26 protein-coding genes are annotated in these 24,209 nt (G+C 55.2%); 23 read left to right on the forward strand and 3 right to left on the reverse strand.

All coding sequences use genetic code 11. The features are described 5' to 3' along the window. Positions 1–620: 620 nt before the first annotated feature. Together rluC and LC093_RS01415 are read left to right on the forward strand one after the other, a co-directional pair. Complete coding sequence (gene rluC, locus LC093_RS01410) at positions 621–1,652, forward strand: 23S rRNA pseudouridine(955/2504/2580) synthase RluC (protein WP_413231485.1); 1,032 nt, start codon at positions 621–623, stop codon at positions 1,650–1,652. Between the two features lie 43 nt (positions 1,653–1,695). Next, positions 1,696–2,340: an HAD-IA family hydrolase gene (locus LC093_RS01415; RefSeq protein WP_226661247.1), complete on the forward strand. Its 645-nt coding sequence runs from the start codon at positions 1,696–1,698 to the stop codon at positions 2,338–2,340. A 27-nt stretch (positions 2,341–2,367) separates the two neighbouring features. Here LC093_RS01415 and LC093_RS01420 read toward each other — a convergent pair whose 3' ends face one another. Further along, on the reverse strand, positions 2,368–2,973 hold the full coding sequence (locus LC093_RS01420) for a Maf family protein (RefSeq protein WP_319004896.1): 606 nt from the start codon (positions 2,971–2,973) through the stop codon (positions 2,368–2,370). 109 nt (positions 2,974–3,082) lie between these two features. On the opposite strand from LC093_RS01420, the gene LC093_RS01425 reads away from it, so the two are divergent. The 15 genes from LC093_RS01425 to LC093_RS01495 all read left to right on the forward strand — a co-directional run bounded on the left by LC093_RS01425 (position 3,083) and on the right by LC093_RS01495 (position 15,287). Continuing rightward, positions 3,083–3,610, forward strand: a complete 528-nt coding sequence (locus tag LC093_RS01425) for a YceD family protein (RefSeq protein ID WP_226661249.1) — start codon at positions 3,083–3,085, stop codon at positions 3,608–3,610. Between the two features lie 78 nt (positions 3,611–3,688). Next, on the forward strand, positions 3,689–3,883 hold the full coding sequence (gene rpmF, locus LC093_RS01430) for a 50S ribosomal protein L32 (RefSeq protein WP_226661251.1): 195 nt from the start codon (positions 3,689–3,691) through the stop codon (positions 3,881–3,883). Positions 3,884–3,910: 27 nt separating this feature from the next. Further along, on the forward strand, positions 3,911–4,921 hold the full coding sequence (gene plsX, locus LC093_RS01435) for a phosphate acyltransferase PlsX (RefSeq protein ID WP_226662409.1): 1,011 nt from the start codon (positions 3,911–3,913) through the stop codon (positions 4,919–4,921). Positions 4,922–4,973: 52 nt separating this feature from the next. Beyond that, positions 4,974–5,915: an ACP S-malonyltransferase gene (fabD, locus tag LC093_RS01440; protein ID WP_226661254.1), complete on the forward strand. Its 942-nt coding sequence runs from the start codon at positions 4,974–4,976 to the stop codon at positions 5,913–5,915. A 66-nt stretch (positions 5,916–5,981) separates the two neighbouring features. After that, entirely contained in the window at positions 5,982–6,737 is a 756-nt protein-coding gene (gene fabG / locus LC093_RS01445) for a 3-oxoacyl-ACP reductase FabG (protein WP_226661255.1), read from the forward strand. 226 nt (positions 6,738–6,963) lie between these two features. Beyond that, on the forward strand, positions 6,964–7,200 hold the full coding sequence (gene acpP / locus LC093_RS01450) for an acyl carrier protein (RefSeq protein WP_010130751.1): 237 nt from the start codon (positions 6,964–6,966) through the stop codon (positions 7,198–7,200). 169 nt (positions 7,201–7,369) lie between these two features. Beyond that, on the forward strand, positions 7,370–8,611 hold the full coding sequence (gene fabF, locus LC093_RS01455) for a beta-ketoacyl-ACP synthase II (protein WP_226661257.1): 1,242 nt from the start codon (positions 7,370–7,372) through the stop codon (positions 8,609–8,611). Positions 8,612–8,671: 60 nt separating this feature from the next. After that, positions 8,672–9,466: an aminotransferase class IV gene (locus LC093_RS01460; RefSeq protein ID WP_226661259.1), complete on the forward strand. Its 795-nt coding sequence runs from the start codon at positions 8,672–8,674 to the stop codon at positions 9,464–9,466. A gap of 66 nt (positions 9,467–9,532) precedes the next feature. Further along, entirely contained in the window at positions 9,533–10,558 is a 1,026-nt protein-coding gene (gene mltG / locus LC093_RS01465) for an endolytic transglycosylase MltG (protein WP_226661260.1), read from the forward strand. 9 nt (positions 10,559–10,567) lie between these two features. After that, a complete protein-coding gene (gene tmk / locus LC093_RS01470) occupies positions 10,568–11,197 on the forward strand; it encodes a dTMP kinase (protein WP_226661262.1) in 630 nt (209 codons plus the stop codon). After that, entirely contained in the window at positions 11,194–12,225 is a 1,032-nt protein-coding gene (locus LC093_RS01475) for a DNA polymerase III subunit delta' (protein ID WP_226661264.1), read from the forward strand. Before tmk ends, LC093_RS01475 begins: the two co-directional genes overlap by 4 nt. Before the next feature lie 73 nt (positions 12,226–12,298). Then, the gene (locus LC093_RS01480) at positions 12,299–12,652 is read left to right on the forward strand and encodes a PilZ domain-containing protein (protein ID WP_226661266.1); all 354 of its coding nucleotides are present in this window, start codon (positions 12,299–12,301) and stop codon (positions 12,650–12,652) included. Between the two features lie 122 nt (positions 12,653–12,774). After that, positions 12,775–13,551 carry a TatD family hydrolase gene (locus LC093_RS01485; protein WP_226661268.1) on the forward strand — a complete coding sequence of 259 codons (777 nt, stop codon included), beginning with the start codon at positions 12,775–12,777 and terminating at the stop codon, positions 13,549–13,551. Positions 13,552–13,588: 37 nt separating this feature from the next. Continuing rightward, positions 13,589–14,218: a dUTP diphosphatase gene (locus LC093_RS01490; protein WP_226661270.1), complete on the forward strand. Its 630-nt coding sequence runs from the start codon at positions 13,589–13,591 to the stop codon at positions 14,216–14,218. Positions 14,219–14,306: 88 nt separating this feature from the next. Beyond that, positions 14,307–15,287, forward strand: a complete 981-nt coding sequence (locus tag LC093_RS01495; RefSeq protein WP_226661272.1) for a malate dehydrogenase — start codon at positions 14,307–14,309, stop codon at positions 15,285–15,287. Positions 15,288–15,394: 107 nt separating this feature from the next. On the opposite strand, the gene asnS is transcribed toward LC093_RS01495, so the two are convergent. Next, entirely contained in the window at positions 15,395–16,795 is a 1,401-nt protein-coding gene (asnS, locus tag LC093_RS01500; RefSeq protein ID WP_226661274.1) for an asparagine--tRNA ligase, read from the reverse strand. A gap of 348 nt (positions 16,796–17,143) precedes the next feature. Between asnS and LC093_RS01505 the strand changes: the two genes are divergently transcribed. The 6 genes from LC093_RS01505 (at position 17,144) to LC093_RS01530 (ending at position 22,702) form a co-directional block, all read left to right on the forward strand. Beyond that, positions 17,144–17,797: a DUF2244 domain-containing protein gene (locus LC093_RS01505; protein ID WP_226661275.1), complete on the forward strand. Its 654-nt coding sequence runs from the start codon at positions 17,144–17,146 to the stop codon at positions 17,795–17,797. Between the two features lie 127 nt (positions 17,798–17,924). After that, complete coding sequence (bcp, locus tag LC093_RS01510) at positions 17,925–18,401, forward strand: thioredoxin-dependent thiol peroxidase (protein WP_226662411.1); 477 nt, start codon at positions 17,925–17,927, stop codon at positions 18,399–18,401. 373 nt (positions 18,402–18,774) lie between these two features. Continuing rightward, positions 18,775–19,221, forward strand: a complete 447-nt coding sequence (locus LC093_RS01515; RefSeq protein WP_043316188.1) for a helix-turn-helix domain-containing protein — start codon at positions 18,775–18,777, stop codon at positions 19,219–19,221. A 133-nt stretch (positions 19,222–19,354) separates the two neighbouring features. Next, positions 19,355–19,687, forward strand: coding sequence for a preprotein translocase subunit YajC (gene yajC, locus LC093_RS01520; RefSeq protein WP_226661276.1), 333 nt, complete (start codon positions 19,355–19,357; stop codon positions 19,685–19,687). 111 nt (positions 19,688–19,798) lie between these two features. Next, on the forward strand, positions 19,799–20,818 hold the full coding sequence (locus LC093_RS01525; protein WP_226661278.1) for a D-cysteine desulfhydrase family protein: 1,020 nt from the start codon (positions 19,799–19,801) through the stop codon (positions 20,816–20,818). A 225-nt stretch (positions 20,819–21,043) separates the two neighbouring features. After that, positions 21,044–22,702, forward strand: a complete 1,659-nt coding sequence (locus tag LC093_RS01530) for an alanine/glycine:cation symporter family protein (RefSeq protein WP_226661280.1) — start codon at positions 21,044–21,046, stop codon at positions 22,700–22,702. 95 nt (positions 22,703–22,797) lie between these two features. On the opposite strand, the gene LC093_RS01535 is transcribed toward LC093_RS01530, so the two are convergent. Beyond that, positions 22,798–24,132, reverse strand: coding sequence for a glutamine synthetase family protein (locus tag LC093_RS01535; protein WP_226661282.1), 1,335 nt, complete (start codon positions 24,130–24,132; stop codon positions 22,798–22,800). Positions 24,133–24,209 lie beyond the last annotated feature (77 nt).

The following is a 24,209-nucleotide window of genomic DNA, read 5'->3' on the forward strand; positions in this document are numbered from 1 at the left end:
TGTCACCGGCTGGTCACTCTGCCGTAACTCAAGATGCCGATATATCAGTGCGGCACCTTTTCCTGTCAGTTCGGCGTGGCCGTAATAAATTGGCCTGGGCGCAAATCTGACTACCGCCAATATGTTGGGGCGGTATGGATTACATCCTCTCATCACTCTGGGGCCGGCTCGTGGCTGGGCCTGTCATCTGTCTAGTAATTTACCGGGCTTGCCTTGGCAAATGCTCCCCGGGGGCCAGTGCGGTCGCTGGCAACTCATTCGCAGAGTGGGATGTAACTATTCGAGTCTATTTCAAGCGCTGCGGGCGTCAGCCCGTCTTACCTTCGCAAAAATCCCGCATTGGCGGGGTAGTGTCGGCGAGAGACTTTCTGGTCGGGCGCCGCTGCTGAGGGCAGGGCGTTGCCTCTGGATTGATCTCGCTGACAAAGTTTTGTTGATGACGCGGCCATTCCGCGCACCTGCCGATCGACGGTATTTTCTCGAGAACGGCACCTGAGGTTTTTGTATAGCAGAAAAACCGTGCACCGCCGAAAACCAGTCCCAATACAGGCCTGCCGAATATATCACGGGTTTCTTTGCGGCTTCAATGCAATGGTTTCATTTGTCCCGCACATGGCGCTATCATGCGCCTCATGCGAAGTACCCCCCCAAACAAAAAATCCGCCACTCCCAGTCATACCGTTGATTCGGCGCAAGCCCAGTCCGGTGGTTCTGGTGGTGCTGGCGTACAGTTTCTTACCGTTCCCGATGAGCTGGCAGGTCAGCGCATCGATAATTTCCTGCAGGCGCGCCTCAAGGGTGTGCCGCGCTCGCGTATTTACCGGATCCTGCGCAAGGGTGAGGTTCGGGTAAATAAGGGGCGAGTAAAGGCCGAATATCGCCTGAAAGGCGGTGATGTGGTGCGTGTGCCGCCGATCCGGGTGGCCGAGACGCCGGAAAAGCCGGTTGCGGGCGAGCAGCTCAGGCGCGTTCTCGAATCTGCAATACTCTTTGATGAGGGTGGGCTGCTCGTGGTCAACAAGCCGGCGGGGCTGGCGGTGCATGGTGGCAGCGGTGTTCGCCTTGGGTTGATCGAGGCTTTGCGCCAGATGTATCCCCAGAGCCCGTTTATGGAGCTGGTTCACCGGCTGGACCGGGATACCAGTGGCGCGATTCTGGTGGCGCGCAAGCGTTCGGTTCTGCTGCATGTACAGGCGGAACTGCGGGCGGGGCGTATGGGTAAGTCTTATCTGGCGCTGGCAAGTGGCAAATGGCCGCGGAGTCAAAAGCTGGTGGAGGCGCCTTTGCGCAAAAACACCCTGAAAAGTGGTGAGCGGATTGTCGTTGTGGATGGCGAGGGCAAGCCATCGCGCACCCGCTTCCAGGTGATGGAGCGGTTCACGGGGGCGACATTGGTGGCCGCGGAGCCGATTACCGGGCGGACGCACCAGATTCGCGTGCATGCCCAGTTTGTGGGGTGCCCCCTGGCTGGAGATCCGAAGTACACGCCTGACGATATAAATGGTGCATTTAAGGAAAAGGGATTAAAACGTCTCTTCTTACACTCGGCAGAAGTGCGCTGCACATTGCCTGATGGGCGCTCGGTGTCCGTCGCAGCGCCATTGCCGGAAGAGCTTGAGTCGGTGCTGCAGCGCTTGCGGAGCGAAGGCTAGCTCGGCTTGCTGCCGTTGTGCCGGTTAATTGTGAGGTGGTCGGATGCTTGTGATTCTCGATTGGGATGGCACGGTTTGTAATTCCGAAGCGCGCATTGTGGCCTGTATGCGGCGAGCGTCAGAGCGGGCCGGGCTGCCGGTGCTGCATCCCGAGGCGATTGGCAACATTATTGGGCTCGGATTACCGGAAGCAATAGCGAGCCTGTTCCCGGAGGCGCATAGCGAGCAGCGGCAGGATCTTCGCGATTATTACGCTGAAGAGTGGCTCGCAGCCAGAGGGGAGCCACTGGCGCTATTTGACGGCGTGCTGCCAACCCTGGATACGTTGCTGGGGCAGGGGCATCAGTTGGCTGTGGCCACCGGAAAAAGTCGTCGAGGTCTGGCTCGGGAGTTCGAGGAGCACGGTATTGGGAATCTGTTTGTGGCGAGCCGCTGCGCCGACGAGACGGCATCCAAGCCGCACCCGCTGATGCTGCATGAGCTCTTGCAGGAGACCGGCTGCCCGGTAGAGCAGGCGGTCATGGTCGGCGATACCGAATATGACCTGAAGATGGCGGCCGCGGCTAATATGGCCGGTATTGGTGTGAGTTACGGTGTGCACAGTCGTGACCGCCTGCACGCCTGTGGCCCGCTGAGAGTGATTGATCATTTTTCCGAATTGCTGGACGGCCCGCCTGTTGTGGCGTAAGTTGCGGCCGCTTCGCGGGTAGGTTGGTTAGTCGAGCGGGGATATCCCAAATTCGGCAAGCATGGTAACCAGTCGAATTAGTGGGAGGCCGATAAGGCTGTTTGGGTCCGAACCTTCCATTTTTTCGAATAGAGCTATCCCAAATCCCTCCGCTTTAAATGAGCCCGCGCAATCCAGGGGTTTTTCGATACTGACGTAGCGGGAAATCTGATTGGCGGTCAGATGGCGGAAGTGGACGGAGTAGGTTTCGCAGTGGGTCAGCTGCTTGCCGCTGCCGGTATCGAGAAGGCTGATGCCGGTGTGGAAGTTGACGCGCTTGCCAGAGCAATAGCTCAGCTGCTCTTCGGCCGCCTCAATATTGCCGGGCTTGCCGAGCAGGCGGCCCGAGCACTCGGCAACCTGGTCGGAGCCGATGATGAGTGCATCGGGGCAGGTGCTCCTGAGTGCGGCGGCTTTTTCGGTGGCAAGGCGACAGGCTAGCTCGATTGCCCCTTCGCCAGGGTGTGCCTCTTCATTTATATGGGGTGCCCGGCAATCGAACGGAATTCGAAGGCGCTCGAGCAGTGCTTTTCTGTAGCTGGAGCTGGAAGCCAGGATCAGGGTGCGCATTTTGTGGGCGGCCTGTGGTTGCATGGATTGCTAGTCATTTTTTGTGGTTTCAGCGCTGATACTGCGCTGGTGGAATTGTTTTGACAAGGCTCTGGTGAGTCCATAGAATTGCGCGCTTATGTCGACACCCCCTATGAAAACTGCGCTCCCGCGCCGTATAGATGCTCGCAAGCTGGTTCAGCGAGAGCAGCAACTGAAAGGCATTGTGCCGCAGGAATCTTTGCCTCGGTTAATGTCGTCGGTCGAGTCGGTTATCGGTGACGTTGTCGCCGAGTTGGAGTTTGGAAGGGATTTACAGCGTAACCAGATGGTCGAAGGCCGGTTGCAGCTGGAGGTTCAACTGCTCTGTCAGCGCTGCTTGCAGCCGGTTTCAGAGGAGATTCAGGCAGAGTTCAATTGGGGCTTTGTGTGGTCTGAGGAACAGGGTAAATCTTTGCCCAAGTCGTTGGACCCGGTGATACAGGACGGTGATGAGCTGGATCTGTATCAGGTGTTGGAGGATGAGATTTTGCTCAACCTGCCAATGGTGGCTTTTCACGAAGAGGAGTGCGTCCCCAGGGCCGAATTCCAAAGCGGAGATGAGTCAACGGAGGCGGTAGGGCAGCAGGAAAACCCCTTTAAAGTACTGGAACAGTTGAAGGGTTCGTCAAACAAGTCTTGAAGTTGTTTGAAGGGTTTGGGCTCGCCGGTAGGCGCCCCGGTTCCGGTGTTAACTGTTAGTTATGTTTAGGAGCACCAAATGGCTGTTCAACAGAACAAGAAAACCCGTTCACGTCGCGGCATGCGTCGTTCCCACGACTCTCTGAGTGGCCCGACTCTGTCTGTAGACCCGACTACCGGTGAGAAGCATCACCGTCACCACGTGACCAAAGATGGTTTCTATCGCGGTCGCAAAGTGGTTAATGTAGGCGGCGCTTCTTCCGAAGAAGAGTAAGCCTTGTCCAGCCAATTACGATTGGCCGTGGATGCGATGGGCGGGGACTTAGGTCCCCGCTCTGTCGTTCCGGCCTGTGTAAGATTCCTTACCCGCTTTCCTCAAGCCGAGCTCCAGCTTTTTGGCCCGCGCTCGCAGCTTCAATCCCTACTGATTAATCAGCCGCCGGCATTCCGTGAGCGCATGGAAGTTGTTGATTGCGAGCAGGTTATTTCCCAGAGTTGCAATCCGGTTCATGCCTTGCGCCATATGCGCGAGTCATCAATGGCGCGTGCTTTGCAGTCTGTCGGTGACGGCACCTGCGCGGCGATGGTTACATCCGGGAATACCGGCGCGCTACTGGCATTAGGGCGCAGTATTCTGGGTACAGTGGAGGGGGTGCGTAGGCCGGCACTGGGCAAGTCACTGCCGACGGCGGATGGCTCCTGCTTCCTGCTGGATCTCGGTGCGAATATCGATTGCAGCGCGGAAGATCTGGTGCAGTTCGCGCGCATGGGTGTTGAGGCGCAGCGAGTGTTTTCCGGAAGGGAGAGCCTTACTGTCGCGTTATTGAATATCGGCGCTGAAGAGCACAAAGGGACGGAAGAAATTCGTCGCGCGGGCAGGCTCCTCGGTAGCGACCCGTCCATGAATTATGTGGGCTTTGTTGAGGGGCACGATATCTTTGCCGGTGTTGTCGATGTTGTTGTCTGCAATGGCCTGATGGGTAACGTGGCAATGAAGTCTGCTGAAGGTGTTATAAGACTTATTGGTCAAAAGACCTTCACAATCGATAAAAAAGCGCCGATAAAGCGTTTTTTTGGCCAATTAGCCATAAAACTGTTGCGAAAATGGCGCGCACAGCTAGAGCCCGGTCGCTATAATGGCGCCAGCTTTTTGGGGCTCGAAGGCAATGTAATTAAGAGCCACGGTGGTGCCAGTAGTGAGGCATTTTATCGTGCGCTGCTAACTGCGCGGGAATGCGCAATAGCCGATCTGGCCCAGCGCCTCGGCAAATCCATGGCTCTACAGGCGCAGCAACAGACCGGCTGCGATTGAGTCGCCCAAAGGAGACGGCCCCAGTTCAGTTCAATTGGTTAAAGGATGTTCCATGACCAACTCAGCATTGGCGTTCGTTTTTCCCGGTCAGGGCTCACAGCAGATTGGTATGCTGGCTGAGGCTGCGACCGAATTCCCAGAAGTTTCTGAAACTTTCAAGCAAGCTTCCGCTGTCCTCGGCTACGATCTCTGGGATCTTAGTCAGAACGGTCAGCAGGAAGATATCAATCTCACTGAGCGAACCCAGCCACTCCTGCTCACCGCCAGCGTTGCACTGTATCGCGCCTGGCTGGCGAATGGTGGTGCAAAGCCCGCACTGATGGGTGGGCACAGTCTCGGTGAATGGTCTGCCCTGGTTTGCGCCGGTGTACTGGCATTTGAGGATGCGGTTCGCCTGGTGCGCGAGCGCGGTCGTCTGATGCAGGAGGCTGTGCCGGCCGGGCAGGGCGCTATGGCGGCCGTTATTGGTCTCGCTGATGCCGACGTTGAGGCTGCTTGCCGCGAGGCATCACAGGGTGACGTGGTTGCCGCGGTTAACTATAACTCCCCGGGTCAGGTTGTGATTGCGGGCAGCAGTGCAGCCGTCGAGCGTGCGATTGACGCGTGCAAGGCTGCCGGTGCCAAGCGTGCGCTACCACTTCCTGTCAGCGCGCCTTTCCACACAGAGTTGATGCGTCCGGCTGCAGACAAGCTCGCACCTCAGATTGAGGCAACCGAATTTTTTGCACCGGAAATCCCGGTCATTCATAACGTGCATGCAAAAACTGAAACTGACCCGGCTGCCATCAAGGCGCTGATGGTTGAGCAGATCTATAGCCCGGTTCGCTGGACCGCCTGTGTTCAGGAAATGGCGAATGCAGGAGCGAGTGTTCTCGTCGAGTGCGGCCCTGGCAAAGTGCTGTCTGGTCTGGCCAAGCGCATTGATCGCAGTCTGACCGGCCACAATATTGAAACGCCTGCACAGTTGACTGAGGCCGTTGCGGCTACCGCTTAATAATTTTAACTACATTTACCGGCGGCTCTTCGCTTCTAGCCTGGGGGCCGCCTATCGGGAGCATTTATGTCACTTAACACTTCACTGGAAGGGAAGATCGCCCTGGTAACGGGTGCCAGCCGCGGAATTGGCGCGGCGATTGCTGATCTTCTTGGTGCGCAGGGCGCGACGGTTATCGGTACTGCAACCAGTGCTTCCGGCGCCGAAAAGATTTCGGCGCGCTTTGCTGAGAAGGGTGTTAAAGGTGCGGGTATGGAGCTTGATGTTACGAGCCCGGAAAGCCTTACCGCTTTGCTGGTGGCGGTAAAAGCAGAGCACGGTGCGCCAACCATTCTTGTGAACAATGCTGGTATCACGCAGGACAACCTGCTGATGCGCATGAAAGACGACGAGTGGGATTCCGTCATCAATACCAACTTGACTGCGGTATATCGTGTGACCAAGAGCTGCCTGCGCGACATGACCAAGGCGCGCTGGGGTCGCATTATCAATATCAGTTCCGTTGTCGGCAGTATGGGCAATGCGGGGCAGAGCAACTACGCTGCAACCAAAGCAGGCGTTGCGGGTTTCGCGCGCGCGCTGGCTGCAGAAGTGGGCTCCCGCGGCATCACCGTCAATACTGTGGCGCCGGGTTTTATCGATACCGATATGACCAAGGTGCTGCCGGATGCGCAGCGTGAAGCGCTTCTGGGCAAGATTCCTTTGGGTCGTCTCGGTGCACCGGAAGAAATTGCCAGTGTTGTTGCATTTTTGGCCAGTGACGCGGGTGGTTATGTGACCGGAGAGACCATTCAAGTGAATGGGGGCATGTATATGGGCTGATTTTCTTTATAGAAAATTGACCCAAGTACATGATTTTTAAATATTTTTTCCATATTCTGCGGATGGTTGAGAGCGGTGCATTACATCCTGAAAAAATCAGGGTACAATGCCGCCTCGCATTAACCATAAGCTGTGTTAATCGGTTGCTGATCCACCGTTAAAAAAACGGAGTTTTTATGACCAGTGACCAAAACAGATTTTTATCCACTAGGAGTTAAATTGAATCATGAGCAGCATTGAAGAGCGCGTAAAAAAGATCGTTGCTGAACAACTGGGTGTTAAGGAAGAAGATGTAAAGCCTGAAGCATCCTTTGTTGAAGATCTCGGCGCTGACTCCCTCGACACAGTTGAGCTGGTAATGGCTTTGGAAGAGGAATTCGAAACTGAAATTCCTGATGAAGAAGCAGAAAAAATTACAACTGTTCAGCTGGCAATCGATTACATCAACCAGAATCTTGGTTGATTCCCAGCTGGGTAGTTTAAGTAACGGATAAATTTGTTACCCGTTACGCACGATTTGTGAGAGCCGTTCTATGTTGCATAGCGCGGCTCTCCGTGTTTTTGAGTTCATGAAATGTGACCGCTGGCGCGATTGCTGTCATCGGTGAATTAGTATTGCGGGGGAGGCACGAGTGTCGCGGAGAAGAGTAGTCATTACCGGTATGGGCGCAGTTAGCCCGCTGGGCAATACCCTTGAAGATACCTGGGGTGCTTTGCTTAAAGGCCAGAGCGGCGCAGCGAATATCGACAAATTTGATGTTTCAGCTTTTTCAACCCGCTTTGCTGCAACCGTAAAGAATTTTGACCCCGAGCCGCACTTGCCGCAGAAAGAAGCGCGCAAGATGGATATTTTCCTGCAGTTCGGGCTCAGTGCAGGTATTCAGGCCATGGAAGACAGTGGTCTGGAAATTACCGAAAGCAATGCCTCTCGTATCGGTGCGTGTATCGGATCCGGAATGGGTGGTATTGCGGCTATCGAGAACAACGCGATGCTGATCGCAGAGAAAGGCCCTCGCCGGGTTTCTCCTTTCTTCGTTCCCGGTGCCATTATCAACATGGTTGCCGGTAACCTTTCGATCAAATATGGCATGAAGGGGCCAAACCTTTCTACAACAACCGCCTGTACCACTGGTACTCACGCTGTTGGCCTGGGCCTGCGCACCATCCAGTACGGTGATGCCGACGTCATGGTATGTGGCGGTTCGGAGATGGTGACCACGCCCGTGGGGCTCGGCGGTTTCTGTGCCGCACGCGCACTCTCCACTCGCAATGACGACCCGCAAGCGGCAAGCCGCCCGTGGGATCGTGATCGTGACGGTTTTGTATTGGGCGAAGGTGCCGGTGTGCTGGTACTGGAAGAGTATGAGCATGCGAAGGCCCGCGGAGCGAAGATTTACGCGGAACTGTGTGGTTTCGGCATGAGTGGTGATGCGCACCATATGACGTCGCCCCCCGAAGATGGCGCCGGCGCCGCACTGTCCATGCGTAATGCGTTGAATGACGCAGAAATGGCACCGGATGCTATTCAGTACATCAATGCGCACGGAACCTCCACACCGCTGGGGGACAAGGCTGAAATTTCCGCGGTACGTTCCGTATTCGGCGGCGCTCTCGATCAGTTGGCCGTGAGTTCTACAAAATCCATGACCGGTCATCTTCTCGGTGCGGCTGGGGCAATCGAAGCGATTTTCTCCGTAATGTCCCTGAAGGATCAGGTGGCGCCACCCACCATTAACCTGGATAACGTGGATGAAAACTGTGGCGGAGTGAACCTGGTCCCTCACACCGCACAGGAGCGGGTAATTGACGCGGTGCTCTCCAATTCCTTCGGTTTTGGTGGCACTAACGGCTCACTGGTTTTCCGTCGCGCCTAACTTGTACGGCACTGTCGAGACAGTAAATAACTGTCTTGGCAGTGCTGTAACCATTCAGATATGACGCAACCAAAAGCCCTGTTTTTTTCTGACTGCGGATGGGTAGCGTCGCTGCCAGACGATTCTGTTTTCTCGGCAGGTGTTCTCGAGACCATGCGCGCTGAGCGGAAGGCTATTCCTCTATGGCCGCTGCACCGTGCGCGTCTGGCGCGGTGTGCCAGGCCAGCCGGTGATGCCCTCGCGACAATTGAATCCGCGCTTTACACCCTTATCGAGCACTGCAGCAGCTGGGGCGTGTCCACACGTTTGCGGTTACGTTATGGTGTTGTTGGTGGGGGCGTTCGCTGGGATATATCTGCTCATCCGCTATTGCCGCTAACTGAATGGTCCGCAGGAGTCGAGCTGGTTCCCTGCGTCGCCACGTTTCCCGTCGCAAGAAACCGTGCTACAGGCTGCAAAAGCCTGGACAGGGCTGTCTATGAGCGGGCGGCAGCAGAGCTGGGTGCCAATCTCGGTATCTCGGAAGGGCTGATTCTGGATCCCGCCGGCAAGCCGATAGAAACGCTGCGCTGCAATCTTCTGGCGTACTGTGGTGGGGAGTGGGTTACCCCCGACCTCACTTACTACGGTGTACGCGGCGTGATGCGTGACTGGCTGAAAGGAAAATTGGAAATTAAAGAAACTCACATGAATGTCGAGGTTCTAAAAAGGGCTGAAGAAGTCGTGCTCTGTAACAGTCTGCGAGGCGTGATTCCGGTAATCTCATTGCAGGGGCAGCGGATATGGCAGTATGGTTCGGAAGTTCCTCCGGCGACAGCGCGTTTGCAGCAGCTGATAGCAAAAGAATTGTGGTGAATTGATTTGGCAAAAAGTAACAAGAATAAAAAAACTGGACGGCGTAGCCCCATTCTGGGGACTGTTTTGCTGTGCCTTGTTTTGGCTGTGGCACTTGGTGGTTTTTTGTTATGGAAGGCCCAGGTCGCGCTCATTGAACCATTGGATGTGGGCGCTGATGGGTTGCGGATTGAGGTTGAGAAGGGAAGTAATCTGTCCCGAGTGCTCAATCGTCTCGCGTCTGAAAATGTGCTGAACTCTCCGCGCATGATTCGCCTGTATGCGCGTATCAAGGAGCAGACCAGTATCCATCCTGGTGAATACATTATTCCCGCCGGCAGTAACGCAATGGACCTGGTGGGGCGTCTGCATCGCGGAGATGTTACCCGGTATCGGGTTACCATCGTGGAGGGGTGGACCTTTCGGCAGGCGCTGGAACAAATACGCGCGGCGCAGCGAATCGAATCTACGCCAGCTGGCGCAACGGTGGCCGCCGCTACCAAGGCCCTTAACATTGAAGGTAGCCCTGAGGGGCTGATCTTTCCTGATACATATGTGTATCGTTCCGGCACGACGGATATTGGCATTTTGCAGCAGGCATTTGAGCGTATGCAGAGCGTGCTGGAGGCTGAGTGGCAGAACAGAGCGGACGGATTGCCCTATAGCGATGCCTACAGCGCATTGATCATGGCCTCCATGGTGGAAAAGGAAACCGGTGCTCCCTGGGAGCGTGATGAAATTGCCGGTGTCTTTGTTCGCCGCCTTGAAAAGGGTATGCGCCTGCAAACGGATCCCACTGTGATCTATGGTCTGGGCGACGATTACGACGGAAACCTGCGTCGCGCAGACTTGCGCAAGTCCACGCCCTATAACACCTATATGATCAGCGGTATGCCGCCTACACCGATCGCGTTACCCGGTCGCGAGGCGATCCACGCTGCGCTGCACCCGAAAGCGGGCAAAACGCTTTACTTCGTTGCCAAGGGTGACGGTACTCATCATTTTTCTTCCACGTTAAATGAGCACAATCGAGCTGTTCGCGAATACCAGTTGCAGCGGCGTTCGAATTACCGTTCAAGCCCGGTTCAGTCGGAATCTGCGGACCAACAGTAAGAGACAACAATGCAATCGCCCAGAGGTATGTTTATCACCCTTGAAGGAGGGGAGGGGGTCGGCAAGTCGACCAACCTGAAGTTCCTGATTGATTGGCTCACTGACCGTGGGATCGAGTTTGTGCAAACTCGGGAGCCGGGCGGCACGCCGCTGGCGGAACAATTGCGCGAACTTTTACTGCAAAAGCGCGATGAACCCGTAGATCCAACCGCAGAGCTGATGATGGTGTTCGCGGCCCGTGCGCAGCATCTCAGCCAGGTCATTCTGCCTGCACTAAACAGCGGGAAGTGGGTTATTTGCGACCGCTTTACCGATGCTACCTATGCGTATCAGGGCGGTGGCCGTGGGTTGGATCGAGAGCTGATCGCCCAGCTGGAGCAGACCGTGCAGGGTGAATTGCGCCCCGACAAGGTGTTGTTGCTCGACCTTGATCCGGCGGTAGGCCTGACACGTGCGGCGGCTACCGGAGAGGCGGACCGCTTCGAGAGCGAACAGCTCGATTTCTTCCACAAGGTTCGCAATGCCTACCGTGAGCGGGCCGAGCAAGCGCCTGCGCGGTACGCGATTATTGATGCATCCCGCCCTCTGGCGCAGGTTCAACAGCATCTGCGTGAGGAAATGGAGGCTCTGCTTCCGTGAGTAGTGATACCTTGCCAGCGGATACCGGTGTAGCGATCCCTTCTCCAATGCCCTGGCAGTTAAGTCAGTGGCAGCGCCTCGGTGCGCAATGGAAAGCGGGGCGTTGCCCGCACGCCCTGTTGATGAGTGGTCAGCCGGGGCTGGGCAAGCGGCGTTTCGCGGAGGCATTCGCGGCACTTTTGCTGTGCGACCAGCCGCGAGATGGCCTGGCTTGCGGAGAGTGCCGCGGCTGTCAGCTACGGATTGCCGGTTCCCACCCGGATTTCGTCCGGGTTGTGCCGGAAAAAGAGCAGGGGCCTTTGAAGGTCGAGCAGATTCGCCAACTGGGCGATTTCGTCGGCCGCACCAGTGGCCGGGAAGGTGCACGGGTTGTGTGGCTCTCGCCTGCCGAGTCGATGAATGTCAACGCTGCCAATGCGCTGTTGAAAAATCTGGAGGAGCCCTCCAGCTCAGTAGTATTTCTGCTGATCACCGATAGCCCATCAGGGCTGTTACCGACCATTCGCAGCCGTTGCCAGGCAGTGGCGTTTCCCGTGCCGCCGCAGCAGGCGGCGCTGCGGTGGCTCGGTGAGAGCGGCGTGGAGGGCGCCGCTGCGCTGAGTGTGCTTTCCCTGGCGGGTGGCGCGCCTTTGCTGGCTGTAGCGCTGATGGAACCGGAAGTTCAGGAGGTGCGAGATCAGTTTTTTGTCGACCTCACGTCACTGGCGCAGGCCGGAAATAGCGCCGTAGCCCTGGCGGGACGCTGGGAAGTACCGGGAGACGCTGTTGACCTGAACCTGCTACTGCAGTTTTGGCAGAACCTGGTTACGCAGATGCTCAAAGCGCGCAGTACCGATGAAATCAGGGATCAGCAGGTGGCGACACTGTTGCAGCGTTTGCCCGGCAGTGGGCCGGTGAGTTTGAGACCGCTGTTTGACTTCTACGACCATCTGCTTAAAGCCCGCCAGCTATTGACTGGGAACAGCAACCCCAATCGACGGTTGTTGATGGAAGAGCTGCTGATTCGCTGGGCCAAAGTCTTCCGTTGAGAGGCGGGAAAGTAGACATATTGGCAGCGGGCGGGGTACCTTAGCGGGATAACGAAAAATTTAGGGGTTCAATATGAAAGGAATGGGTGGCGGCGCCCGAAACGGCATCCTGTCGTTGAAGATTCAGGATAAGTCGGTGCTGTATGCGGCCTATATGCCGTTTGTTAAGAATGGTGGCCTGTTCATCAACACTGACAAGTCGTACAACCTCGGCGATGAGGTTTTCCTCCTGTTGAGCCTTATGGACGAACCGGAAAAGCTGCCTGTGGCAGGTAAGGTAGTCTGGATTACCCCTTCCGGGGCCCAGGGCAACCGCACCCCCGGTATCGGTATCCAGTTCAATGACAAGGAAAATGCCGCTCAGGGCAAAATCGAAACCCTGCTGGCCGGCTCTCTCGAATCGAGCAGGCCCACTCATACCCTGTAAGGTTTACATGCTGCCAGCATGATGGCTGGTCAGTCTGACCAACGCTGTTAACACACCGCCCCTGGGCGGTGTGAATCTGTATAATCCCCCGCTCACTCATACAATCGACAAGGCTGAATTGCATGCTGGTTGACTCTCATTGCCATCTGGATCGACTCAAACTGGATCAATTTGATGGTGATCTCAGTCGTGTACTGGAGTTGGCGCGCGAGCGCGGTGTTGGAAAATTCCTCTGCGTGGGGATTAGTCTCGACAACGTGGACAGCGTTGTCGCTCTCGCAGCAGAGTACGACGATGTAGTCTGCTCGGTCGGTGTACACCCGCTGGATGTCGATTCCGGGCTCGCCGATGTCGACAAGCTTAAGATGCTGGCGGCAAAGCCTAACGTCGTCGCGCTGGGTGAAACCGGCCTGGATTATTACTACAGCACTGAAACAAGGGAAGTACAGCAACAGAGCTTCATTGCCCATTTGCAGGCAGCGGAGCAGGTGGGTTTGCCGGTAATCGTGCACACGCGGGACGCGCGTGAAGACACTATCGATCTGATCCGGGACCACGGCAGCCGAGAGCATGCAGGCGTGCTGCATTGCTTTACCGAAAGCTGGGAAATGGCAAAGGCGGCGCTGGACCTGAATTACTGCATTTCTCTTTCCGGTATTGTCACCTTCAAAAATGCCGAAGCGTTGCGCGAAGTTGCCAGGCAAGTGCCTCTCGACCGTCTGCTGGTCGAAACCGACTCCCCTTATCTGGCGCCGGTACCTTACCGCGGCAAGCCCAATATCCCGGCCTATGTACGCGAAGTAGCGGAATTTATCGCCGACTTGCGTGGTGTTACCTACGAAGAGCTGGCGGAGCGCACCACAGAAAATTTCTATCGACTTTTCCCTCGGGCAGTCTGAAAAAGTAAACGGCCCGAGACATACAGGAATTACACAGATGCAACAGCAACTAGAGACAATGTTGTCGCTTCAGGACGAGATCAACACCCTCGTCAACAGCGATTGGCGCGGGCAGGATTTTGCCTGGTATCGGGCAATCTGGGTGGAAAGTGCCGAGCTGCTGGATCATTACGGCTGGAAGTGGTGGAAAAAACAAGAGCCCGAGATGGAGCAGGTCAAGCTCGAGCTGGTGGACATCTGGCACTTCGGGCTGAGCCTCGAGTTGCAGCAGGGTACTCCTGCGCAAGTTGCGGAAAAAATGCAGGTAATGCTCGCCAAGAGCGACCGCGTTGCGAAAGATTTCCGGGAAGATCTGGAAGCTTTTACGCTGAACACCCTTTCCTCAAAATTATTTGACCTGAACGGGTTTGCTCAACTTTTGACCGATGTCGATATGTCTTTCGATGATCTCTATCGTCGTTATGTCGGCAAGAATGTCCTTAACCGTTTCCGTCAGGATAATGGCTACAAAGACGGTAGCTACCGTAAAAACTGGGCGGGTCGGGAAGATAATGAGCATCTTGCAGACATCGTACAGCTCCTGGATACCACTGCGGCGGACTACAGTGCACAGCTTTACCGTGCTCTGGAAGCGCGCTATCAGGAAACAGCGGCATCATTGGCCTGACAAATTTGGTCTGATACCGACTAATGTCTGATGAAATTTATTTGCTAAGCCCTATAATGCGGGCGCCTGAAAACAACGGAGATTAATCGTGAAAGCACCTGTTCGTGTTGCAGTTACCGGCGCTGCCGGCCAGATCAGCTACTCGCTGCTGTTTCGCATCGCCTCTGGCGAAATGTTGGGCAAAGATCAGCCGGTAATTCTCCAGTTGCTGGAAATTACCCCGGCACTGGAAGCCCTGAAGGGCGTGGCGATGGAGCTGGAAGATTGTGCATTCCCGCTGCTGGCAGGTATCGTTCAGAGCGATGACGCCACCGTTGCCTTTAAAGACGCTGAATACGCACTGCTGGTTGGCGCACGTCCGCGTGGTCCGGGTATGGAACGTAAGGACCTGCTGGAAGCCAACGCTGCGATCTTCTCAGCCCAGGGTAAAGCCCTGAACGACGTTGCTGCGCGCAATGTAAAAGTACTGGTTGTTGGCAACCCGGCCAACACCAACGCCCTGATTGCCCAGCGCAATGCTCCGGACCTGGATCCGCGCAACTTTACTGCGATGACCCGTCTGGACCACAACCGCGCGCTGACTCAGCTGGCAAACAAGACTGATTCCACCGTAAACGACATCACTCACATGACCATCTGGGGCAACCACTCGGCTACCCAGTACCCGGATCTGCACCAGGCGAAAGTCAACGGTGGTGCGGCGATGGATAAGATCGAACAGGAGTGGTACGAGAACGACTTCATCCCGACTGTTCAGCAGCGCGGCGCAGCGATCATCAAAGCCCGTGGCGCTTCTTCTGCAGCGTCTGCAGCAAACGCGGCCATCGACCACATGCGCGACTGGGCACTGGGCACCGTTGAAGGTGACTGGACCAGCATGGGCGTATACAGCGATGGTTCTTACGGTATCCAGGAAGGCCTGATCTACTCCTTCCCGGTGACCTGCAAGAATGGCGATTGGGAAATCGTTCAGGGTGTCGACATCAACGAATTCTCCCGCGAAAAGATGACTGCCACCGAGCAGGAACTGGCGGAAGAGCGTGATGCCGTAGCGCACTTGCTGCCTTGATCCTCTACGGACAGGGAGCTGAGTAAAGTCAGTACCTTGTCCGTAATCAGGACGAAAAAAACCCGCATCTCGATGCGGGTTTTTTTATGGCCGGTTTCCGATGCAGATCAGAACTTGGCGTTACGCGGCGTACGCGGGAAAGGAATTACATCGCGAATGTTGCCCATACCCGTCACGTAGGAAACGATACGGTCGAAGCCGAGTCCGAAGCCGGCGTGGGGTACAGTGCCGTAACGGCGCAGGTCCCGGTACCAGTCCAGGTGCTCTTTGGGTACATCCATTTCGTCCATGCGTGCATCCAGCTTGTCGAGGCGTTCTTCACGCTGCGCACCGCCGATAATTTCGCCAATACCTGGTGCCAGAACATCCATCGCGGCAACGGTTTTGCCGTCGTCGTTCATACGCATGTAAAAGGCTTTGATGTCCTTCGGGTAGTTCAGCACGATGACCGGCTTCTTGAAGTGCTTCTCGGCCAGGTAGCGTTCGTGTTCGGAGGCCAGATCGATACCCCAGGTAACGGGGAACTCAAACTTCTCGTTGCATTTCTCAAGGATTTCAATGGCTTCACAGTAATTGATACGCGCGAAGTCGTTATCAATGATGTTCTCAAGGCGTGAAATGGCATCCTTGTCGATACGCTGGGCAAAAAACGCCATGTCGTCCTGACGCTCTTCCAGCACGGCGCGGAACACGTACTTCAGCATTTCTTCGGCGAGATTCGCGCAGTCAGCGAGGTCGGCAAAGGCGATTTCCGGTTCCACCATCCAGAACTCTGCCAGGTGGCGGGTGGTATTGGAGTTTTCTGCACGGAACGTCGGGCCGAAGGTGTATACCTTTGAGAGTGCCAGGCAGTAGCTTTCCACGTTGAGCTGGCCAGAAACCGTGAGGAAGGTTTCTTCGCCGAAGAAGTCCTTGCTGTAGTCCACCTCTCCTTTGTCGGTCAGTGGCAGGTTGGTCTGGTCCAGTGTGCTGACGCGGAACATTTCGCCGGCTCCTTCACAGTCGGAGGCGGTGATGATCGGCGTGTGAATGTAGTTGAAACCGCGCTCGTGGTAGAAGCGGTGAATCGCCTGGGCAATACAGTTGCGCACGCGTGCCACTGCGCCGCTTACGTTAGTGCGCGGACGAAGGTGGGCGTATTCACGCAAGTGTTCCATGGTGTGGCGCTTGGGCGACATAGGGTAGGTGTCGGGGTCTTCTACCCAGCCGACAACGGTTACGCTGCTCGCCAGCAGTTCGATAGCCTGGCCTTTGCCCTCGGACGCTTTGACGGTGCCTTCAATATCGACGGCGCAACCCGTGGTCAGTCGCAGCACTTCGGACTGGTAGTTATTGATGCTGGATTCTACGACCACCTGGATCGGATCAAAGCAGCTTCCATCGTGTACGGCGAGAAAGGAGAGGCCGGCTTTAGAGTCCCGGCGGGTGCGGATCCAGCCCTGAATGCGCACGGATTCGCCTTCGCGCTGGCTGGACTTCAGTAGCGTATCGATAGATTCAACTTGCATAGGATGACTCTTGTTGTGTTTAGGCCTGCTCGCGGCCGAGGGTAGTGGCGGCCCGAGCAGCTTGCCGTGGCTTTTGGCCACGGGTTCCCGAATTGGTTGACGCCGGCATCTTGCCGCCTCATCGGGGGAAAATCCAGCCCTGAGGGCATTGCAATTCAAGGAATTTAGCTGCGAGTTGAGGGCGAAGGTATCGGTGCCGGGGGCGGTCTTGCGAGACCTTCCGCGAGAGGGACCTCGCGGAAGAGTCCCCATGGATGGGTTCACGACGTGTCTCGCAAGACCGCCCCCGGTAGCGATACCGCCACCTTATAGGTCATGAGAGCAGCACTTCGGTCCCTGGGGGCCGGTTTGCAGGGGATTATAGATGAGAGGTCATGCAGTGAAGGCCTGACGAAAGCGAGTCTGCGCTTTGATGGTGACTCTTGGTTCAAAAAGCGGCTGTCCTACACTGGAATGGTCACAGTGGTGGAAGTTATAGCCATGGTAAAAGAAGTCGGTGACGCCCGTGGGCGCCGGGCCTGTATTCTGCTTGCCCCTAATCAATCCCTCTCATTTTCCGGAAACCTCTGGGTCTTCATATCTCTGGTAGCGGTGTCGCTCGGGATCAGTATCGCCTTCGCGCTTATCGGCGCCTGGATGGTCATACCCTTTGCGCTGCTCGAAGTCGTCCTGCTGGCGGTACTGTTTGGTTATGTTTACCTGGAAGGTACGCGCCGGGAGGTGATCCGAATCAGTGACGATCGCGTAATGCTCGATTCGAGCCGTGGCAACCTGGGGAAACCTCTGTACCACGCCGAGTTTTCCCGGGACAGCCTGTCAGTTTTGGTGCGGATGGGTGAGATTCCATCGGAGCCGGCAAGTCTGACATTCACCGGCCCGGAAGGGTGTCTCGAAGTCGGAGATTTTTTAACCGATGAGGAAAAAGCCGCGCTTGTCGACAAGCTGGGCTGCTGCGGTATTTGTGCACGTAAAGAGAAGGGGTTCCAGCTGCGGGAATTCTGACCCCTTTTTGTTGGCATCTCATAGATGTGGAATGCGGCCTGTGTATACAGGCCGCATTGGTTATAATCGCGCCAATTTGACGGCCCGGCGCCGCAATATGGCGCAATCAATTTTAGGGGAGGGGAATATGGCATTTCCAAAAATCGGTAATCTGGCACCAGCGTTCACGTTAAAAAATCAGGCGGGTGAAAAAGTCGCGCTGAAGGACTTTCGCGATAAAAAGAACGTCGTGCTCTATTTCTACCCCAAGGCCCTTACCCCGGGCTGTACTACCCAGGCCTGTGGCATCCGGGATAGCGCAAAAGAATTTGCAAAGCGCGATACCGTGGTTTTGGGGCTCAGCCCGGACCCGGAAGCAAAGCTGCAAAAGTTTATCGATAAACACGAGCTGAATTTTGATCTGCTTGCCGATGAGGATCATAAGATCGCTGACAAGTATGGCTGTTGGGGGCTCAAGAAATTTATGGGACGTGAGTACATGGGGCTCTTGCGTACGACCTTTATCATCGACAAGAACGGCAAGCTCCGTCACATTATCGATAAAGTGAAAACCAAAACCCATCACGACGATGTGCTGGCCTGGATCGACGAAAATATTGCGTGACCGGCGTTAGTCATAAAAGGCAGGAAAAATCAGAAGGGAAGGCGGCGACTTGATCACAAATGGCCTGGCAGGCGTTACAACAAGCGTGAACAGGTCGAAAAAAATTCGCTGTCGTCCCTTGCTTTGTCTCAGTTTGGTCTATACTGGCTTGTGTAAAGGAGCGCCGCCCAACCGTCTAACCCGGAGCGATTGAGTGTGGTGCGAGGAAGTTGTATAAGAAGTCACTACTCCGGGAAGGCTTCAATGCCTGTTTTCAGGTGCGCCCCCGCACCCAGGTAGTAGTCAGCATCGCTGGCAGTGGTATTCAGGGACTCGCAGGAAGCGGGCGTAGAACAATAACCGCGGCTCAAGGAACCCTTAAAGGAGCAGCTCAATGAACCATATTCAGCCAGATCAAGCTTCGCTCTCAGAAGACAAGCCTTTGCAGCAGGCCAGGTTGTCGGGTGATCCCAACATCCTGGATCAACTGTTGGCTCCGCCGGAAGCCACCAGTTTTGGCATCGCTGCACGGGTGATCGATGTATTGGAACAACGGATTGGTAAAGCATCACTGGCAATTCGTCCGGTCGCATCTGACCTCAGTATGTCTACCCGAACCCTTCAACGTCGTTTGCAGGAGCATAACCTGAGCTTTGCATCGCTTCGCGATCATGTGCGTTTTCGCCATGCGGTGCATTTCCTCAAGGATACTGCGCTCAGTGTCGATGGCATTTCCCGTATTCTGGACTTTTCTGATCGGACCAGTTTTACCAGCGCGTTCAAGCGTTGGACCGGCATGTCTCCGACAGGTTATCGCCGTCAGGTCCGCCAGCGGTTCTGATCATCAAAAATTGACCAACCTCGCATCACGTAATCCAGAGCAGCTGTGTAAGCAGCTTCTCTGGATTGCCTATGTCTGATAAAGCCGTTAGAGTTGGCGGCTGTTTTCTGCCAATTCTACTGAGGTTTGAACCATGGATTTCTTTATTCCCGCAGCGATGGCTCAAGCAGCCGCACCGGCTCCTCAGGGTAACCCGCTGGTAACCCTGTTGATGTTCGCCGGCCTGTTCATTTTTATGTGGCTGTTTATTATTCGCCCGCAGCGTAAGCGCCAAAAAGAGCATCAGGAACTGGTTGGCGCCCTGAAAAAGGGTGATGAAGTTGTAACGACAAGTGGCATGCTCGGCCGCGTAGAAAAGGTAGACGATGATTATCTGGTGCTCGAAGTTGCTGATAACATGAAGCTCAAGTTCCAGAAAGTCGCCGTTCACGCGATTTTGCCGAAAGGCACCATCAAGAATATCTGATGCCCGTTCGCTCAGAGGTAAACGCCCCTTAGATTCGTTGACGATAAAAAGCCCGGCTTCGCCGGGCTTTTTATTTGTGCTTGAAATTGCGTGTGGGAGAAGGAGTGAATAATGGCGATTGATTACCCGAACAGAGTGAGCCTGGCGAATCTGCCAACGCCTTTACAGTTACTGGGCCGGATTACCGAGTTGTATTCGCAACCCTATGCCGGCCCGCGTATATGGATAAAGCGGGACGACCTTACCGAAAGTGCAATGTCGGGGAACAAGTTGCGCAAGTTGGAGTTTATCATCGCCGAAGCGCAGTCCACCGGTTGTGACACATTAATCACTTGTGGTGGGGAGCAATCCAACCACTGCCGCGCCACGGCTCTCGCGGCTGCAAAAATGGGGTTGCAATCCCACTTGATTCTTCGGGGGGGCAACAAGCCGTCTGACGGGCAGGGGGCCGACGGTAATTTGCTGGTGGATTATGTTGCGGGCGCCAATGTTTCGATCTACCCGTTGCGCCAGTACGTGGAGGGGCTTCCAGAGCTTTTCGCACATTGGGCACAGCACTATGAAGCCTTGGGCAGACGGGCACTCTGTATCCCCACGGGCGGCAGTGATGGTTTGGGGATCTGGGGCTACATTCGGGCTGCCGAAGAACTGGCGGAGGATTGCCATCGACACAAAATTGAACCTGAACATATCGTATGCGCCACGGGCAGTGGTGGCACCCAGGCCGGATTGACACTTGGCGGCCATCTAATAGGGGCTGGTTACCAGGTAACCGGTTACGCGGTTTGTGATGACACCGAATACTTCGTTCAGAAAGTAACCGGTGATGTGGAAGACTGGTGTCGTCGATACGATAAAAAGCTGTCGCCGGGATGCCTGAATATTTCCGTGAATGATCGCTATATCGGTCCTGGTTATGGCGTTGCTGGCAAGGAGGTATACGAAACGATCGCCACGCTCGCGCAAACGGAAGGAATATTGCTGGACCCGGTCTATACCGGCAAGGCCTTCCATGGTCTGCTGCAGGAAATTAAGGCCGGTACTTATGCGGGCTGCAAGGACGTGGTTTTTGTCCATACCGGCGGCCAGTTTGGGGTATTCCCCCATCGCGCGCATTTCCCGCAGCCATGAAGAAGCGCTTGGGCCCTGGTAAATACATTTTGCGACAGACCCGGCAGAGTTGATAAATTAATTGCCAGATTGATCAAATCTTGGCAGAAATAGAGTCTATCTTGCTGATATTTGGCGGATTACTGTTCTCGCGCACCTTTAGCTGCTAATCTGCCGAACAGCTTGTTATTGCGCCTTTTCTGGCGGCGAAAGATTAATCACAATAAATATGTAGTGGGGGTTAGTTTGGAATCCTTCAATCAACTGTTGTTATCCCTGGATGGCCTGTTAGGCTCCGCGCCCTGGTTTCCGTGGGTGCTCCTGGGGGTAGGTTTTTTCTTTACCTTGTATCTTGGGTTCCCACAAATTCGCTACTTCGGGCACGCGATCAAGATTGTTCAGGGCAAATACGATAAGCCCGGTGATCCCGGTGATACCTCCCACTTCCAGGCGCTGTCCACCGCGCTGTCAGGAACGGTTGGTACGGGTAATATCGGTGGTGTGGGGCTGGCCATTTTTCTTGGTGGGCCCGCGGCGCTGTTCTGGATGTGGGTTACCGCCTTTCTTGGTATGACCACTAAATTTGTCGAAGTAACCCTTTCTCACAAGTATCGTATCAAGGCAGCTGACGGCTTCTATGCTGGTGGCCCCATGTTCTATATGGAGCGCCGCCTGAATATGAAATGGCTGGCGGTGATTTTTGCGATTGCCACGGTTATCAGCTCTTTTGGTACGGGCAGCCTGCCGCAGGTCAATAACATCGCTCAGGCCATGCACGATACCTTTGGTATCGACAAGATGCTCACTGGCGGCGTACTGGCGATTTTGCTGGGCCTGGTGATCATTGGTGGTATCACCCGTATCGCCAAGGTGACCTCCACAATCGTACCGGTAATGGCCGTGTTGTATGTGATTGGCGCACTGGCGGTGATCCTATACAACTATCAGAACATCATCCCGTCTTTCGCTGCGGTGTTCACTGATGCATTTAATGGCAGCTCTGCGGTTGGCGGTTTCCTGGGTGCGACCTTTGCCTACGCTTTCAACCGTGGTGTTAACCGTGGCCTGTTCTCCAACGAAGCAGGGCAGGGCTCGGCCCCGATTGCTCACGCCGCGGCACGCGCTGATGAACCGGTCTCCGAGGGAATGGTGTCGCTGCTTGAACCTTTTATTGACACTCTGATTATCTGTACGCTGACAGGTCTGGTGATTCTTTCTTCCGGTGTCTGGACCGAGAAGCATATGAACCGCTTCGAGCGTGCGGACATGATTGTGTTGGCCGGTAGCTACTCCGATAAGGACGAGGCGGACGTGCGGCAGCTGTTCGGCTATCTGAACAGCAAGGATTCGGAAGTGAAGCCATATACCGGTAATGTTGTTGTTGCCGATGGTCGTCCGCTGAATCAGGAAGAGTTCACCATTATCAATGCGCGATCTGTGGCGGAAGACGTTGAATTCCGTGTGGCCGATGACAACTACAGTGGCGAGTTGAACGTAATTGAAGGGCGCTTTGTCAATCAGAACGTGGATGTGTGGGGCAACTCCCTGCTGCACTCTGTGGCACTGACGAATCGGGCCTTCCAGCGCGGATTCTTCGGTGAGTTCGGTAGTTACATTGTCACTTTGGGTATCCTGCTGTTTGCATTCTCAACGGCGATTGCGTGGTCCTATTACGGTGACCGCTCAATGATCTACCTGTTTGGTCCCAAAGCCGTTATGCCGTACCGCCTTGTCTATGTAGTGGCATTTTTCTGGGCTGCGGTAGAGGATACGACCATTATCTGGAACCTTTCCGCAGTGGCCATCGTGTTGATGACACTGCCAAACCTGTTCGGTATTTCCATTCTTGCGAAGGAAATGAAAGATACCGTAAAGGATTACTGGAAAGATCCGAGTCACAAGTAGTAGGACTTTCGCCCGGGGAGCGCTCCGGGCAGAAATAAAAAACCCGGCTAATGAGCCGGGTTTTTTATTTGCTTTGATGAGAGGTCTGCACGTGATTACACGTTCAGTAGTAGATACTCGCGCTCCCAGGAGCTGATCACGCGGTTGAACTCTTCGTACTCATCGCGCTTGATGCAGGCCCATGCCTTAACAAATTTTTCCCCGAACATATCCGCCGCTTCAGGACATTCAGCCAGCAGGCTCAGAGCATGTTCCTGTGTGCGGGGCAGGGTAATCGGCTCACTTGAGCAGTCGCCCTTGTAGGGTTCGCTAGGTTTTACTTTGTTCATCATGCCCAGGTAACCACAGGCGAGAGACGCCGCAATGGCCAGGTAGGGATTACAGTCTGCACCGGGGAAGCGGTTCTCGAGGCGCTTGCCTTGTGGTGAGCTGTCTGGGACCCTGAGGCCGGTGGTGCGGTTGTCATAACCCCAGTGGAGGCTGGTGGGCGCTGCCATTTCAGGGGTAAAGCGTCGGAACGAGTTTACATTCGGCGCAAAGAAAGTGATGAAACCGGGGGTATATTTCTGCATGCCGCCGATAAAGTGCAAAAAGCGTTCATTTTCATTGCCGTCATCGTCGATGAAAATGTTTTTGCCGGTCTCGATATCAACAATGCTCTGGTGCAGGTGCAGGGCGCTGCCGGGTTCGTGCTCCATCGGCTTGGCCATGAAGGTTGCGTAAATACCGTGACGCAACGCTGTTTCACGTACTGTGCGCTTGAAGGTAAAAACCTGGTCGGCGAGTTTCAGCGGGTCCCCGTGCAGGAAGTTGATTTCCATTTGTGCGGTGCCGGATTCGTGAATCAGTGTGTCCACATCCAGACCTTGCGCCTCGCAAAAATCATACATGTCTTCGATGATCGGCTCGTACTCGTTCGCGGCATCGATACTATATGACTGGCGGGTTTTTTCCGTGCGACCGGAACGCCCTACGGGCGCCTGCAATTTTTCATCGGGATCGAGATTGCGTTTTACCAGATAAAACTCGACCTCGGGCGCAACCACTGGTTTCCAGCCCTGTTCGGCGTATTTGTCCAGAACGAACTTCAGAATATTCCGGGTGCTGATCGGATGGGGCTTGCCATCGCGGGTATAGCAATCGTGGATAATCTGGGCAGTGGGCTCATTGGCCCAGGGGTTGAGGCGGATGGAGTCGGGGTCGGGTACCAGCAGCATGTCGGTATCTGCCGGGTCCACCAGCTCATTGTGCTCGTCAACGTAATCACCGGTTACCGTCTGCACCAGAATACTCTCGGGCAGACGGCTGTCTTCGGTGAGGAATTTGTCGGTCGGGGTGAATTTGCCCCGAGCATTGCCAGACATATCCGGAACCAGGCACTCGACCTCAGAAATAGAGTGTTCTGCGAGCCACTGGGTAATCTTGTCCATGTTACACCTTGATTGTGTATGGTCGTCCCCGGAATGGGGTTTATTAGTATAGAGCCCGTCGCGCCGCGACCAGAATG

The sequence above is a fragment of the Microbulbifer aggregans genome (genome assembly GCF_020524005.1).
Taxonomy (GTDB): Bacteria; Pseudomonadota; Gammaproteobacteria; order Pseudomonadales; family Cellvibrionaceae; genus Microbulbifer; species Microbulbifer aggregans_A.

Bases quoted from the DNA above. Each gene is read 5' to 3' on its own strand.
- LC093_RS01415 (WP_226661247.1), top strand. From the start codon at position 1,696: ATGCTTGTGATTCTCGATTGGGATGGCACGGTTTGTAATTCCGAAGCG.
- LC093_RS01420 (WP_319004896.1), bottom strand. From the start codon at position 2,973: ATGCAACCACAGGCCGCCCACAAAATGCGCACCCTGATCCTGGCTTCC.
- LC093_RS01425 (WP_226661249.1), top strand. From the start codon at position 3,083: ATGAAAACTGCGCTCCCGCGCCGTATAGATGCTCGCAAGCTGGTTCAG.
- rpmF (WP_226661251.1), top strand. From the start codon at position 3,689: ATGGCTGTTCAACAGAACAAGAAAACCCGTTCACGTCGCGGCATGCGT.
- fabD (WP_226661254.1), top strand. From the start codon at position 4,974: ATGACCAACTCAGCATTGGCGTTCGTTTTTCCCGGTCAGGGCTCACAG.
- fabG (WP_226661255.1), top strand. From the start codon at position 5,982: ATGTCACTTAACACTTCACTGGAAGGGAAGATCGCCCTGGTAACGGGT.
- acpP (WP_010130751.1), top strand. From the start codon at position 6,964: ATGAGCAGCATTGAAGAGCGCGTAAAAAAGATCGTTGCTGAACAACTG.
- LC093_RS01460 (WP_226661259.1), top strand. From the start codon at position 8,672: ATGACGCAACCAAAAGCCCTGTTTTTTTCTGACTGCGGATGGGTAGCG.
- tmk (WP_226661262.1), top strand. From the start codon at position 10,568: ATGCAATCGCCCAGAGGTATGTTTATCACCCTTGAAGGAGGGGAGGGG.
- LC093_RS01480 (WP_226661266.1), top strand. From the start codon at position 12,299: ATGAAAGGAATGGGTGGCGGCGCCCGAAACGGCATCCTGTCGTTGAAG.
- LC093_RS01485 (WP_226661268.1), top strand. From the start codon at position 12,775: ATGCTGGTTGACTCTCATTGCCATCTGGATCGACTCAAACTGGATCAA.
- LC093_RS01490 (WP_226661270.1), top strand. From the start codon at position 13,589: ATGCAACAGCAACTAGAGACAATGTTGTCGCTTCAGGACGAGATCAAC.
- asnS (WP_226661274.1), bottom strand. From the start codon at position 16,795: ATGCAAGTTGAATCTATCGATACGCTACTGAAGTCCAGCCAGCGCGAA.
- bcp (WP_226662411.1), top strand. From the start codon at position 17,925: ATGGCATTTCCAAAAATCGGTAATCTGGCACCAGCGTTCACGTTAAAA.
- LC093_RS01515 (WP_043316188.1), top strand. From the start codon at position 18,775: ATGAACCATATTCAGCCAGATCAAGCTTCGCTCTCAGAAGACAAGCCT.
- yajC (WP_226661276.1), top strand. From the start codon at position 19,355: ATGGATTTCTTTATTCCCGCAGCGATGGCTCAAGCAGCCGCACCGGCT.
- LC093_RS01525 (WP_226661278.1), top strand. From the start codon at position 19,799: ATGGCGATTGATTACCCGAACAGAGTGAGCCTGGCGAATCTGCCAACG.
- LC093_RS01535 (WP_226661282.1), bottom strand. From the start codon at position 24,132: ATGGACAAGATTACCCAGTGGCTCGCAGAACACTCTATTTCTGAGGTC.